Source organism: Coprococcus eutactus, assembly GCF_001404675.1.
In the GTDB taxonomy this organism is placed as follows: domain Bacteria; phylum Bacillota; class Clostridia; order Lachnospirales; family Lachnospiraceae; genus Coprococcus; species Coprococcus aceti.
The window spans coordinates 388,081-402,524 of record NZ_CYXU01000002.1 but is presented as its reverse complement, the minus strand read 5'-3'; the positions used below and the strand labels follow the sequence as shown (position 1 = coordinate 402,524).

Annotated in this window: 12 protein-coding genes; 2 read left to right on the top strand and 10 right to left on the bottom strand. The window is 47.2% G+C overall.

Annotation, left to right across the window (positions count from 1 at the left end; genetic code table 11):
* Nucleotides 1-4: 4 nt before the first annotated feature.
* The 4 genes from ARA78_RS06095 to ARA78_RS06080 all read right to left on the bottom strand — a co-directional run bounded on the left by ARA78_RS06095 (nt 5) and on the right by ARA78_RS06080 (nt 4,748).
* Complete coding sequence (locus ARA78_RS06095; protein ID WP_055272205.1) at nt 5-1,057, bottom strand: AIR synthase-related protein; 1,053 nt, start codon at nt 1,055-1,057, stop codon at nt 5-7.
* A 223-nt stretch (nt 1,058-1,280) separates the two neighbouring features.
* The gene (locus ARA78_RS06090; protein ID WP_055272202.1) at nt 1,281-2,585 is read right to left on the bottom strand and encodes an ATP-binding protein; all 1,305 of its coding nucleotides are present in this window, start codon (nt 2,583-2,585) and stop codon (nt 1,281-1,283) included.
* 64 nt (nt 2,586-2,649) lie between these two features.
* Nucleotides 2,650-4,044, bottom strand: coding sequence for an AI-2E family transporter (locus ARA78_RS06085; RefSeq protein ID WP_055280227.1), 1,395 nt, complete (start codon nt 4,042-4,044; stop codon nt 2,650-2,652).
* Between the two features lie 53 nt (nt 4,045-4,097).
* Nucleotides 4,098-4,748, bottom strand: a complete 651-nt coding sequence (locus ARA78_RS06080; RefSeq protein ID WP_055224054.1) for a 3'-5' exonuclease — start codon at nt 4,746-4,748, stop codon at nt 4,098-4,100.
* A gap of 195 nt (nt 4,749-4,943) precedes the next feature.
* Here ARA78_RS06080 and ARA78_RS06075 point away from each other — a divergent pair, with 195 nt between their 5' ends.
* Nucleotides 4,944-5,546 carry an HAD family hydrolase gene (locus tag ARA78_RS06075; protein ID WP_055272198.1) on the top strand — a complete coding sequence of 201 codons (603 nt, stop codon included), beginning with the start codon at nt 4,944-4,946 and terminating at the stop codon, nt 5,544-5,546.
* An 11-nt stretch (nt 5,547-5,557) separates the two neighbouring features.
* Entirely contained in the window at nt 5,558-7,663 is a 2,106-nt protein-coding gene (locus tag ARA78_RS06070; protein ID WP_055272197.1) for an LTA synthase family protein, read from the top strand.
* Here ARA78_RS06070 and ARA78_RS06065 read toward each other — a convergent pair.
* The 6 genes from ARA78_RS06065 to ARA78_RS06040 form a co-directional block, all read right to left on the bottom strand.
* Nucleotides 7,636-9,108: an MATE family efflux transporter gene (locus ARA78_RS06065; RefSeq protein WP_242849671.1), complete on the bottom strand. Its 1,473-nt coding sequence runs from the start codon at nt 9,106-9,108 to the stop codon at nt 7,636-7,638. The genes ARA78_RS06070 and ARA78_RS06065 overlap by 28 nt on opposite strands.
* Nucleotides 9,029-9,955, bottom strand: coding sequence for a patatin-like phospholipase family protein (locus tag ARA78_RS06060; RefSeq protein WP_022216965.1), 927 nt, complete (start codon nt 9,953-9,955; stop codon nt 9,029-9,031). Before ARA78_RS06060 ends, ARA78_RS06065 begins: the two co-directional genes overlap by 80 nt.
* Nucleotides 9,956-9,979: 24 nt before the next feature.
* Complete coding sequence (gene hydF, locus ARA78_RS06055) at nt 9,980-11,215, bottom strand: [FeFe] hydrogenase H-cluster maturation GTPase HydF (protein WP_055272193.1); 1,236 nt, start codon at nt 11,213-11,215, stop codon at nt 9,980-9,982.
* Between the two features lie 19 nt (nt 11,216-11,234).
* Nucleotides 11,235-12,653, bottom strand: a complete 1,419-nt coding sequence (gene hydG, locus ARA78_RS06050; RefSeq protein WP_055272191.1) for a [FeFe] hydrogenase H-cluster radical SAM maturase HydG — start codon at nt 12,651-12,653, stop codon at nt 11,235-11,237.
* Nucleotides 12,654-12,711: 58 nt separating this feature from the next.
* Nucleotides 12,712-13,338, bottom strand: a complete 627-nt coding sequence (locus ARA78_RS06045) for a hypothetical protein (RefSeq protein ID WP_015534642.1) — start codon at nt 13,336-13,338, stop codon at nt 12,712-12,714.
* A gap of 151 nt (nt 13,339-13,489) precedes the next feature.
* The gene (locus ARA78_RS06040) at nt 13,490-14,215 is read right to left on the bottom strand and encodes a lysophospholipid acyltransferase family protein (protein ID WP_055280225.1); all 726 of its coding nucleotides are present in this window, start codon (nt 14,213-14,215) and stop codon (nt 13,490-13,492) included.
* Nucleotides 14,216-14,444 lie beyond the last annotated feature (229 nt).

Here is a 14,444-nt window from a genome sequence, read left to right as displayed (position 1 = left end):
CCTCCTATAAAAACCTTGGCGGTGTAAGAAATCTCCTCTCATCGTCGTGCACCACAACCCTATCGCTTTTTTCCGTAAGATGGCCTATGACTGAAGCCTCATATCCTGCCTCATAGAGCTTATCAGCCAGCAATTTTCCATCCGGAACTACGAAGAGTGCAGAACCACAACCATCTATCATATACGGATTATCCCCAGTGTGCTCACATATCTCTATTGTCTCCTGAAGTATCGGTATATTGTCATGACATACCTCAAGCCCGCACTTCAGCGCATCTCCCATCTCCCAGAGAGCTGCAAATACGCCGCCCCTCGATATGTCGTGTGAATATATACAGCCATGATCTAATGCTATGTCAACCTGGCCGCCAAGCAGTATAAGCTGCTCGAGCTGCTCCACAGGTCTCAGATAGCTCTCCGAATACCTCTCAAAAAGCTCCTTCTGATTATCATAATAGATCTTCAGGGTTCCACCAACACCGGTCTGTCCACACATAACTATATCCATGCCAGCCGGCCATTTCAGTCCTCGCGTACCAGCTACACCATGTCCTGTAGGCATCTGGTATCCGTGAACATCCTGATTCTGCAATTCCTGCATATCCTCGCCCTGACCTGCATGCCTTCCCATCATAGTCACACTTATAACCGGCTCAGATACAGCATTATTCACCTCGGTATGCCCCGTAATAATATCTACTCTATATTCCACACATATGCCCGCAAGCTTTCTGAGCAGTTTCTTCATGCGTCGTTCATCGTCATCAGGCATAACTATGGTATCTACTGCCGCCCATGGCATATATCCGCCAATCCTTATACTGTTGTAAAGTCTCGCTATATCAAGTCTGAGTCCCATATACCCGCTGTCACAGCACACACCAGCCGCAACATTCACGCTTTTAGCTGCGCCGGTGTCTCCGCTACCCCCATCACGCAACAAGAGCCGGGCATAGTCATCTCCTATTCCGGCTCTCGTCACATCGTCGTGGACAGTACGTGGCAGACTCTTAAGTATCGATCGCACCGTCTGGTGCTCTCCAAACTTTCCTCTCATATCTACTCTCCAATTCGACCTGTTTTCCTATTAGAATGCTGAAACTAAAAGTGTAACAACCATTGCGATACACAGAACCACAACAATTATTCTGGATACCAGTGTCTTACCTTTCTTGCTGCTAAGATCTATCATCTTTCCACACTCCTTATCAAAGTATCTTGCTCTACAAAATTAACTTAATAATAACAAAATATAAACCGTAGTTCAACAGCAATTATTTTTACAATCCCTGCCCCTTAAGGTAGTTGATAAACTGCTGTGCAGTACGTCCGCTTATGCCGCCATGTGCAAGCTCCCACTTGTTTGCCTCTGCGCAGAGCTCCTTCTCGTCCATGGTGATGTGCTCCTTCTCAGCAAGTCCCTTGACGATCTCAAAGTATTCCTTCTGTGAAGGTGCGCTGTAGCTGATCGTGACTCCGAATCTGTTGACCAGTGACAGCTTTTCCTGAATGGTATCACTCCTGTGAATACCATTGTTATTCTCCATATCATTCCTGTCGTTCCATGTCTCCTTGATGAGATGACGGCGGTTGGATGTGGCATATATAAGCACATTGTCAGGTCTGATCTCAAGTCCACCCTCGATGACAGCCTTGAGGTACTTGTACTCTATCTCAAATTCCTCAAATGAAAGATCATCCATGTATATGATAAATCTGTAATTTCTGTTCTTGATAAGCGATATGACCTGCGACAGATCCTGGAACTGATGCTTGTATATCTCTATCATACGAAGTCCTCTGTCATAGTACTCGTTGATGATCGCCTTGATCGTGGTTGACTTTCCTGTTCCACTGTCACCAAAGAGAAGTGCATTGTTCGCCTTGCGGCCCTCCACAAATGCCTCAGTGTTGTCCACGATCTTCTTCTTCTGGATCTCATATCCGATGAGGTCATCCAGCATGACATCCTCTGTGTTATTTATAGGTACAAACTCCAGATCTCCGTGCTCACGGGTGATCCTGAACGCTTTGTTGAGACCGAACATACCAACACCATATGCCTTGTAGAATGATGTAACTATATCAAATATCTGGTTCTCGTTCTCAGCCTCCTCTATGGCATTGCTGACAGCCTGAACCTTCTCACTGACATTCTTATTGTACATTCTCTCCTTCTTGCCAATAGACTTGTAATTGTTGATAGTTGAGAAACAATCTATTCCAAGTGCGCTCTCTATCTCTGAGAAATCAAAGTCGAACAGCTTCTTGAATATCCTGAAATCATTCTTGGCGAAATAATTAACGGTTCCGTCATTTGCTCCTACCTTCTCACTTGTTATACTGAATGAGTTCTCATTGGTGATGAGTATAAATGCCAGATAGTTGTGCCACAGATTCTTGTCGAATCCATAGCTGGTCGCAAGATCGAGCAGTCTCTTGATCTGATCGTATATGCGGGCACACAGCTCCGCATTCTCACACCTCTTGAGATCAAAATCCTCAAATATTCCAGACAGCTTCATAAGTATGCTGTCCTCTCCTAGATCTCTGTATAAAACCAATTTCGCTATGTCTCTGTACATGTGTATATCCTTCTTTCTGAACGGCTATATGTATCACCACACAGATGATGCCATATATGAACCGTTACTTCTTTCTCTTCTTGTAGTTTTTATTTCTGTTACTGTTTCTGCCTGTATTGTTTCTTTCTATGTTATTTCTTCCCGTATTGTTTCTGCTTGTGTTGTTTTTCCCAGAATTGCCGCTTCCGGCTGTACTGCCCGGTGCACTTGACTCATTCGTCCCGGTCTGCCCGGCGTCCACATTGCTGACATCAGACGCACATTCCTCATCCAGCCTTCCATTCCATCGCCCCTCGGGGATGTTGCATGCCAGATTATATTTCCTCCACGATATGCCCTTGTCTCTGAGTCTCTTAACCACATATTCTTCAGACATCGCATACAGGACGGAGAAAAGCGGTACAAATATGAGCATACCCAGAATGCCCAACATATCACCTCCAAGCATGACCGCCACAAGTACCCATATAGATGGAAGTCCCACCGAACCACCAACAACATGAGGATATATGAAGTTACCCTCTATCTGCTGCAGCACGACAAATATGATCAGAAACACTATGGCACGCTTCGGATCCTCTACCAGGATCATAATCGTTCCGGCAAAACATCCGACAAATGCTCCAACAACCGGGATCAGTGCAAATACTGCTATGATGATGCTGACCGTAAGCGCATACGGAATACGGAATATGGTCATCGTAATGAAAAACATAAGTCCAAGTATGCACGCCTCAAGGCACTGACCTGAGATGAACTTGGAGAAGGTCTTATCCGCAAGAACACAAGTCTGAATGAATCGGTCCGCCTTTTCTTCCCTGAACACCGCATACAATACACCCTTTACCTGCTTCTCCAGAGTCTCCTTCTGAGCCAGTATGTAGCACGCAAAGAACAGTCCCACCAGAACATCGACCACGGCGCCTACCACACTGCTGGCAATGGAGAACGTGGAAGACAATACACTGCTGCCGCCGTTCTTCACAATACCAACCACATTTGATATAAGTGCATCCCAATTAATATTGATACTCTTTATCTTATCCACTATCTCCGGCTGGTCCTTCATCAGCTTGATCGCCTTCCTCTGTATATCATCCATGGCCGATGGCAGCTTCTCTGCAAACATAGTTATAGTCTTGGACATCTCAGGTATGATCATAGTTATTGCAAACGTGAGAACAGCTATTATGCACAGGAACGACAGTATGAGGCACACTGGTCTCCTGAACCTGTACAGTCTGCTGTCTTTATTCTTAAACAATACCTTTTCAAGTCCCTTCATAGGTACATTCACCACAAATGCTATGGCAAATCCTATGACAAATGGCATGAGTATATTGATGAGCCAGCTGAACATACTGGACACCTTATCAAAATTAAACAGTACATATGCAAACAGCACCACACCGCACAATATAATCACGGTCCTCACTGTATCCCTCTTATTCCAGTTCATGAAGTCCTCCTAATAATCCACATTATTATTCTATGTAGTCATCAATTACATATCTATTCACCCAGATGTATATCTCCAAATGCCTCGGACAGGGAATATGTCAGATTCTTCTTGGGCTTGTACACATCAATGACCGGGGCCATGATCCTGAAAAAATTCTCCTCATCCTTTGAGAGCTTGAACACCTCAGCGGTATTCCTGGCATCCCACAGGGCATCATGCTCTGCCCCCTGAAAGTTTTCTCCCAGATAAAACACAGCGTCCGACAGTGATATCCTTCTTGACGTTCCTATGAGCTTGGCATATTCCTTCTGGAAATCCTTCCACCTTGATATGATACTTTCCAGCCCGGGGTGCGTGTATTCCTTCAGCCTGGCCTCCTTGCGGAGCTGTCTCAGGTCATTCTCACTCCATGCGTATATCACATCGGCATCAGCACACCACTCTATAAAGCTCCCCATGGCAAAAGCATATGAAGGAGCATTCTCCACCATATCATCTGTTATTCCTGTGAGCTTTATTATACGCGAAGCCATGGTTCCATATGCCGGCTTCACATAACTCTTAAACGAATCTATCTCATTATAATCTTCATCCAGTTTAACCGCACCGATCTCTATGATCTCACTCTTACATATTTTCTTTTCCTTCTTATACTCTGAATCTATCATATTCATTTCAAAGTCCACAAATACGTATATCATACACTGTATTTCCCCTTACATTGCCGATTTAATCATTGTAACACTGTGACCGGAAAACTGTAAACAAGCATATTAGGTATTTGTCAGCATTTCCGCAAATATTTGAGTATATTTTTGTCCTATTATGAGTTAAAATTTCTGTGACGACATAATCTGCACTTATACGGCAGCATATGACACGAAAGGAATATACATATGAAAAATATAATCTTTGATATTGGCATGGTCCTCGTAGACTTCCACTGGAAAAGCACCATGGAGAAACTTGGCATACCAGCGGACGTGATAGATGCTCTTGATCACAACATGATAAACCACCCTATGTGGAATCATTTTGACCTGGACGATATGCCTGAGCCAGAGCTCATCAAACGTTTCAAGGAACTCAGCCCGGAATGCAGCAGCTACATAGACCTGTTCATGAACAATCTCGATGAAGTGGTGGACATGTTCCCGGGAGCCGACATGTGGCTCAAGGATCTCAAGTCCAGAGGTTACAACATCTACCTCCTGTCCAACTACCCAAGAAGACTGTTTGCACTCCACACGCCTAGATTCCACTTCCTGCCTTACACGGACGGAAGAGTGGTCTCCTATGAATACCACGTGACCAAGCCAGACGCCGCCATCTATGAGCATCTCTGCAGCAAATATAACCTTGTTCCTGAGGAATCCATTTTTCTTGATGACAGGCAGGCGAATCTCGATGCCGCCGCAAAGCTTGGTTTCCACACTCTTCTGGTCACAGATCCTATAGGAGTGAGGGGCGCACTTGACGACATACTCACACGCGAATAAGGAGATGCCAGATGAAAACAGATACAACTCAAAGCAGACACAGTGGTCTGCTGTGGCGTTCCATATTCTTTCCGCTGGCCTTTATTTATATGGAGCTCCTGTTTCACATTGCAATTTATGGATCTGCAGGCAGCAGCATACTACATCCCCTGACATTTGCGCTGGCATGCGGACTTACCCTGTCAGCACTGACCTCCTTCTGGCACAGATATGCAAATGCAGCCATAGCCTACCTGCTGTGGAGTATATTTACGATCTACTATATTGCACAATTTGTATACTATAAGATATTCAGAACATTTTTGAGTCTGGTGTCCATCGGCGGTGCCCAGGATGCTATGAACTTCAGGACTGTGCTTTTTTCAGCATTACGATCCAACTGGTATATCATAGTGCTGTTCCTGCTGCCACTTATATGTCTTATCATCATGAACAGGTTCTGGTTTTCATTTGGCAGATGCCGCATCGGGCAGAAGCCTGGTGTGCTCAGGGCAGTGCTGGTGCAGCTGGGTATCTCCGCAGCTGCATGGGTACTTGCCATCTGTATTCTGACAGTGCACGGGACTGCGGCCTACACTCCATATGCGCTGTTCCACGGACGCTATGTACTTGAACTGTCCATGAACAAGCTTGGAGTCATGGTCACCACGGGAAGAGACTGTGTGACCATGGTGACTCAGAGCAGCCAGAGCAAGACATTTGAGCTTGCAGATATTGGAGATAATCAGTCAGATGCACAGACTGCCGCATCAGATATCAATGCCGCATCTGCGGACGAGACAGATTTTTCATCAGCTTCTCAGACCGGCGGCTCAGATCAGGCGGCAGGATCAACCCAGGCCGACGAGCCTGTATATGTTCCGCAGGTCGATGAAAGCATAGACTTCCAAAGTCTGTACAATCAGACAGATGACGAGGAGCTTAAAAGCCTGACGGCATATTTCTCGGGGGTACAGCCAACTTACACGGACGAATACACCGGCATGTTCGAGGGGTACAATGTGGTATTTGTCACCGCTGAAAGTCTCAGTACATATGGAATATCCAGGGAGGCCACACCGACACTGTACAAGATTTATCACGAAGGCTTTGAATTTACTAACTTCTACAACCCACTGTGGTATCACAGCACCATAGACGGCGAATATACCAACTGCCTCAGCCAGTATCCGGCATCCTCCAAATGGAGCTTTGAGGCATCCGCGGACACCTACCAGCCATACGCCCTCGGCAATATGCTGAACGCACAGGGCTACAAGAGCTACGGCTACCACGACTTTGATGCCACATACTACGACAGAACAAGAACCCATCCGAATATGGGCTACACCACCTTCAAGGCCATCGGCGCAGGATTGGATATTCCTGACCACGTTATGTATTCCGATCTCGAATGTATGGAGGCTGTGTATGGGGATTTCATTCAGGATGACAAATTCAACATGTATTTTATGAGTTTCTCCGGCCATCTGCCTTACAATTACGACAATCAGTATATATGTATGATTAACAGGGAGGGAGCCGAGAATGTCCTCTCCGAAAAAGGGTACTCAGATGAGGCCATAGCCTATGTTGCAGCCCAGATGGAGCTTGACAAGGCTCTGGAATTCCTGATGGATAAGCTGGAAGAGACTGGCAAGCTGGACAACACTCTGTTCATCGTGGCACCTGACCACTATCCTTACGGACTCAGCGACGGCACCTACAACGAGCTTGCGGGCAAGGACATAGAGAATGATGACTTTGAGCTTCACCACAACCAGTTTGGTATATGGAGCTCATCCATGGAGAAGCCAGTAGTTGTCGACAAGCTCTGCTCCAGTGTGGACATACTTCCAACTGTGTTAAACCTTCTCGGAGCCGACTTTGACTCAAGACTTCTGGCTGGCCGCAACATTTTGTCCGACTCCGATGAGCTTGTGATCTTCGCGGATCAAAGCTTTATGACCGACAAGGTCAGATATGATGCCAGCACGGGGGAGACCTCTTACTTCGTCCCTGAGTCACAGATCCCTGATGGATACGTGGATCAGATGATCGAGGAGGTTGAAAACCGACTGTATATATCGGACGAGATGATAAACACGGACTATTTTTCATTTGTATATAGCAGATAAAAGGCCGAGACAATCCCCGCCAGCACATCGGCGGCGGCCTGGACAAAAGCCACTCCATCTATGCCATACATGCGCGGCAGTATGAATACTAATGGTATAAAACATACTCCCTGCCGCAGGGCGGATATGAGGGTGGCTTTTCCATATGCTCCAAGAGCCTGATAGTACATTCCGGTCACCAGACACACAGCTGCAAACGGCATGGATATGGCATGCGCCCGGAGAGACAGCGCCGCAAGCTGCATAGCTTGAGTGCCACCTTCATGCAAGAATACACCGGCCACCTCGGATACCCACACCCAGGTCGCAGCACCCATAGCGCACATGAATATCACCGCAGTTATCATGGTAAATCTCAGCGACCTTTTCACTCTGGATTCAAGTCCTGCACCATAGGCAAACCCGCACACCGGGGCAAATCCCTGCCCATAGCCCACCAGCACCGCAAATATGACTGCAAATATCTTATTTGCAACTGTGACGCCCGCCATGGCTCCATCTCCGTACTGCCTACAGCTTCTGCTTATCATGACCGCCGCAAGGCACATGAGCCCCTGTCTCAGGAAGGATGGCAGCCCTGTTCTCACTATACGCACCCCATATCTGAAGCTCCACACATCAGACACATGAAGCCTTACCACGCTGCACCTTGACCTGACACATATATACATTATGGCAAGACTTATCCCCTGTCCGGCAAGGGTCGCTATGCCTGCACCGGCTATTCCAAGTCCAAGCACTCTCACCAATATATAGTCAAATAACGCATTTGACAGTCCTCCTGCCAGAATACCCAGCAGGGCAAGATACGGCTGCCCCTCAGCCCGCAGGGCATTGTTCAGAACATAGGCACCGCACATGACCGGAGCCGCGAGCATGATATATATTCCATACTGCCCAGCAGGAGCAAGACTTGTGTCCGTGGCCCCCAGAAGTCTTACCACATCCTCCCTGAACACGGCAAATATAACCGCCATGACCGCGCCCGACAGTATTCCTCCCGCCAGTGCCGTGGCAAGCGTCTGCTCCGCCTCACGCTTCTTCTGCTTACCGAGGAGTCTCGCTATCTCACTTCCAGCTCCCATGCCCCAGGTGTAACCCACAGCCTGTATCAATGCCATAACAGAGAACATGATCCCAACTGCGGCCACGTTGCTTTCTCCAAGATCTGAGACAAAATAAGTGTCCACAATATTGTAGGAGGTTGCAATCAGCATGGTGAATATTGTAGATACCGAAAGTGACAGTATGAGCGAAGGCACAGGAGTCTCAGCCATTTTGCTGTGATTCTCCTGTGCCTTCTTCTGTGTATCCACACTCTCAGGAATGTCCATTCCCGAAAGTATCAATATGTCATATATTCCATTATCGGGTCTGCTGTGTAACCGCCGTCTGTTGCTGCGCCTGTCCATGTGTGTAGTCCCTGCTTTCTTCCTTACTCTCACGCAGGAATTTCTTAACCTGCTGCAATTTCTCCTTTGCATCGTACACACCCAGCTCATACATGGCCTCGATCATCTCCGGCTTCTTCTCAAGCCTTGATATCTCTATAGTCTCACTCGGTCTGATTATCAACGTATCACCCTCCTTTTCAAGCTCCTCCAGCTTGTCCAGGGTCTTGTTGTAATACATGTGTCTCATGTGACATCTTTTAACGAACTCAGGGTACTCCCTGTACCTTCCGGCCTCCAGCCTGAGCATCTTGTCCGGGCCCTTGCGGTATCCCTCCGGTCTTGTCAGAACTACTATATTTCTCCTGTAGCCCATCCTTCTGAATGCAAATATCGGTATGCTGTCGGATACACCTCCATCCAGCAGCTTCATTCCATCAACCTCTACAATATTGGACACCAGTGGGAGGGATGCCGAAGCCCTCACCTTATTCACATCCTCAGGCTTTCTCATATCTGTACACTCCAGATACTCCGCCTCTCCTGTATCCAGATTAGAACATCCCACATAGAGCTTCGTAGGATTTGCAAGGAATGCATCGTAGTCAAGTGGATCCAGTTTCTCCGGGATATCGTGGTAGCAGAACTGCTCACCACATATATCTCCTGTAGTTAAAAGGGAGTACAGGCTCATGTAGTGCTTGTTGTTCCTGTACTTCATATTGTAACGCATGTTGCGCCCTCTCTGTCTCGCCACATAGGAGAGTCCATGTATGGCTCCCGCCGACACCCCTATGACACCGTCGACCTCTATATCATTGTCCATGAACACATCCAGGACTCCGGCGGTATATATGCCTCTCTGGCCGCCGCCCTCAAGTACCAAACCTGTCTTTGCCATATCGATCACCTTTCATCCAAATATTTATATATCCGTCTTTGTCTGAAAAATCCTCAGACTCCTGTCAAGAATCCCATTCATATGAGCTATAGCAGTTCCATAATTCGTCATCGGGATACTCTGCTGCTCCGCCCTTCCCTGACGACTCTTCATCTCGCGTTCATTCAGCATACAGCCTCCGCAGTGTATCACCAGATCATATCCTGTCAGATCCTCTGGGAATTCCGTTCCGCTGACAAATGTAAATTCAGGCTCAAGTCCTGTGTATCTGCGTATCCATCCCGGCAGCTTCACAGTTCCTATATCATCACACTGTCTGTGATGGGTGCAGCCCTCGGCAATGAGTATCCTTGGAGGTCTGCTGTCCGCATCTGTCCGCTGTCCTTCACCCCTCAGCCTGTCCAGAACATATGCACCATTCACCGCCGCATCAAGCTGCCCCTTGAATCTTGCCATCAGTATGGAGAACGATGTCAGATATATGTCATCCGGCACTATCTTCATAACCTTTGCAAATGCCTGGGAGTCAGTGACCACCAGAGATACATTCCCCTCCAGCCGTCTCAGAGTATCCTCAAGCTCCGTGTCCCTGCACACCACAGCCGTAGCTCCGGTCTCAAGAACATCCCTTATGACCTGCTGCTGCGGAAGTATCAGCCTGCCCTTCGGAGCTGCAGAATCTATCGGTATGACCAGCACCACCATATCACCCGGCTGTATCAGATCTCCGACCAGTCTCCTGGTCATGGTGTCTGTCACCGTGAGCTTTCCTATCAATTCCTTCAGCTCCTCTATTCCCTGTCTGCGCTCTGCGCTGACCCATATGGAATTCTCCGCTGAATTCTGAACCTGTATATCATCCTTAACTAGATCACTCTTATTGTACGCAATTATATAATTTATATTCTTCTCTTTGAAAAGCTCTGTGAGCTCCCTGTCCGCCGCCGAAAGGCCAACCGAACCATCAACCACCAGCACAGCGACATCTATCTTCGCAAGCACCTGTCTGGTCTTCGACACCCTGAGTTCACCCAGCTCGCCGGTATCGTCTATTCCCGGTGTATCTATGATGACCACCGGTCCAAGCGGAAGCAGTTCCATGGACTTGTACACCGGATCCGTGGTGGTTCCCGCCACATCCGACACAACAGCAAGGCTCTGCCCCGTCACTGCATTTACCAGACTGGACTTGCCTGCGTTCCTGCATCCAAAGAAACCTATATGCACTCTGTTTGCCGACGGCGTATCGTTTAAACTCATTTTGCTCCTCCACAATGTGTTAGAATCTAAAATCTCTGTCTCCGTGCTTTATCCTGTCAAGTCTCTCGACCACTATCTGTCTGACTTTCTCATTCGGAATATTCTTCAGCTCATTCTGTATGAGTCTCCTGCCTATCTCCGCGGTCTCCGGCGAAGCATAATCCACCAGATATTCCTCCAGCGTCATGAGTGCGTTCGGATGACAGCAGTTCTGTATCTGTCCGCTCTTGCACAGGCTCATGAACCTGTCGCCGGTTCTGCCCTCTCTGTAACATGCCGTACAGAACGATGGTATATAGCCCTTGGTCATCAGCCAGTTCACAACCTGATCCAGAGTTCTCGTGTCGCTGACATCGAACTGCTCCGACTTCTCATCCTCTGGCTCCGGCTCATAGTAGCCACCCACACTGGTCTTTGAACCACCGCTTATCTGCGACACTCCAAGCCTTATGATCTCATCCCTGACCGTTGGATTCTCCCTTGTGGAGATTATCATTCCTGTATAAGGAACGGCGATTCTGATACATGCTGCGATCCTGCAGAATACATCGTCGCTTATTCCGTTGTCAAATGCCTCAGGATCTATGTCGTCAGCCTTCTTGACTCTTGGCACACTGATGGTGTGCGGACCAACTCCATGAACAGCCTCAAGGTGCTCCGCATGCATCAGCAGCCCCGCAAATTCGTACCTATACTTGTCCAGACCAAAGAGCACTCCCAGACCCACATCGTCTATACCACCTTCCATAGCACGGTCCATAGCCTCTGTGTGATATGCATAGTCATGCTTTGGTCCGTAAGGATGAAGCACCTCATATGCCTTTTTGTCGTAGGTCTCCTGGAACAATATATATGTTCCTATCCCAGCTTCATGAAGTTTCCTGTAATTCTCAACGGTCGTTGCCGCTATGTTTACATTTACGCGGCGGATTGCTCCATTCTTATGCTTTATACTGTAAATAGTATTGATACATTCAAGTATATACTCTATAGGATTCATCTGAGGGTCCTCACCGGCCTCGATGGCCAGTCTCTTGTGACCCATATCCTGCAGTGCTATGACCTCCCGTCTCACCTCTTCCTGGGTGAGCTTCTTTCTGGCTATATGCTTATTCTTGATGTGATACGGACAATACACACACCCATTTACACAGTAGTTGGACAGATACAACGGCGCGAACATAACTATTCTGTTGCCGTAGAAATCCTTCTTGATCTGCTCCGCCAGATCATATATCTCGTTTATCTTGTCCGGCATCTCACACGCAAGAAGCACGGATGCCTCCCTGTGGGTAAGCCCCTTCCTGAGCTTTGCCTTCTCTATGATACTGTCGATAAGCTCCACATTGTCCTTGTTCTGATCCGCATAGTCCAGCGTCTCACGGATCTCGCCATCATCTATGAAGTCCTCTGCCTTCATGGATCTCACATCGTACATTTTTTGTCAGCCTTCTTTCTTGTATACTGTATGCCCTTCCAATCTTATACACACAATATTATTCAGTGATCTCCGCCTCTGTTGTCTCCTCACTGTCAGCATCCCCGGAATCGACCGGCGTACTCATGCTGTCTATTTCATCCGGCATACGGACATAGTCCACATACCAGCCATCGTCGCACTTCAACATACATTCCTGAACGTGTACCGTGACCTCGCCGCCATCCTTGCCTGTCACTATCCAGTCAGCTTCCACACTTCTGTACTGGGACACGCCCTTAACTCCGTTGTCCGCAAATTGCTGCTGCACATCCTCTATATTGCTCACCGCCTGTATATCGGTGACCTTGCACTCGATCGTATCTATATCCCCGACCTGCTCATCTGTATACGCTCTGAACTTGTTTATATATATGTCCTGTATGTCACTCACCGACAAAACCTTTGACGAATCCTCAAACTTCTTCACGTATCCCGGGGCTATCATGTCAGCCATCTCTCCGCCATCGCCAAATGCGTATATGCGGGCGGTCTCCTTTGCCAGCTTGTCCGCCTGATATGAAAATCTGTAATAGATCACATAAAATACCGCAAATACTACCACGATCGCCACTGCCAGAACTATTATAAGCTTCTTGAGGAATCCGCTTTTTTCATTACTGTTTCTCTCTTTACTCTGTCCCATATCTCTACTTCCCAATCCTTGTTTTTGTGGTTAAATACCCTTTTATATTGTATTCACCTGATTTGATATAGTCAACACCTAGCTTCCGTAACCCCCGAACGGGCAGATCATCAACATGACCTGCCCGTTCAGAATAATTATCCATATATCGTTACCAACAATTCATTGTCTCCATCGTATCAAGCTTCCTCTGGATCTTGTCAACGACCATATCCCTGATCTCTGTGGTCATCTTATCCGCTATAACCTCATATGGGATCGGCTCCAGAAATGCAAGCTGTGTCGTCACACGCCTCAGTGACCATCCCTCAAATGGCTTGAAGGAATCATACAGCACGACTGGAACGATAGGACACTTCGCCTTCTTGGCGATCTTGAAGCTTCCCGGCATGAACTCCTTGAGCTCATTGTGACTGTGATCGTATCCTCCCTCCGGGAATAAAATATATCTCCTTCCCGCCTTAATCTCCGTGGATACATCGTTTATAACCTGTACCTGCTGCTTTATGTCTTCCTTGTCAAGTCTCTGTGCCTTCACAAGATCCGTAAGCTGATCTGCTATGAACAGCTTCGACCTCTTGGCATCCATGACATACGTAATCGGTTTGTCATGGGAAACTATAACTCCCAGTACATCATACTTACCCTGATGATTGGCATACATGATATATCCGCCCTCCTTAGGAAGGTTCTCCATACCCGTGGCAACCGTCTTGATAAAAGCACGACGTCTCACATGATTGCACATAACCTGTGCCATCTGATAACATATATCCTCACCATATTTTTCCGGGTGCCTAGCATAATACGACATCTTTGGCACATAGTACATGATCAGAAACAAGCACGAAACTATTACCCAAATAAATCTTAACATAAATACCTCTAACCAAATACCTTTAACTCAAAAATGTGTGCATATACATGCACACGTCCTCTTTTTCATAAACTCTTATATACATAGTTCACTGTATATACAATTCACCATATACTATCTAGTAATTTTCTCAGTAAAGGCAAAAGTTGTCAAGTAACATTTTATCTATTGTGTCTGCACATAAAAAGGCAACGCCACATCGGTTTCATCGTCCCGCTGCTGGCACTGC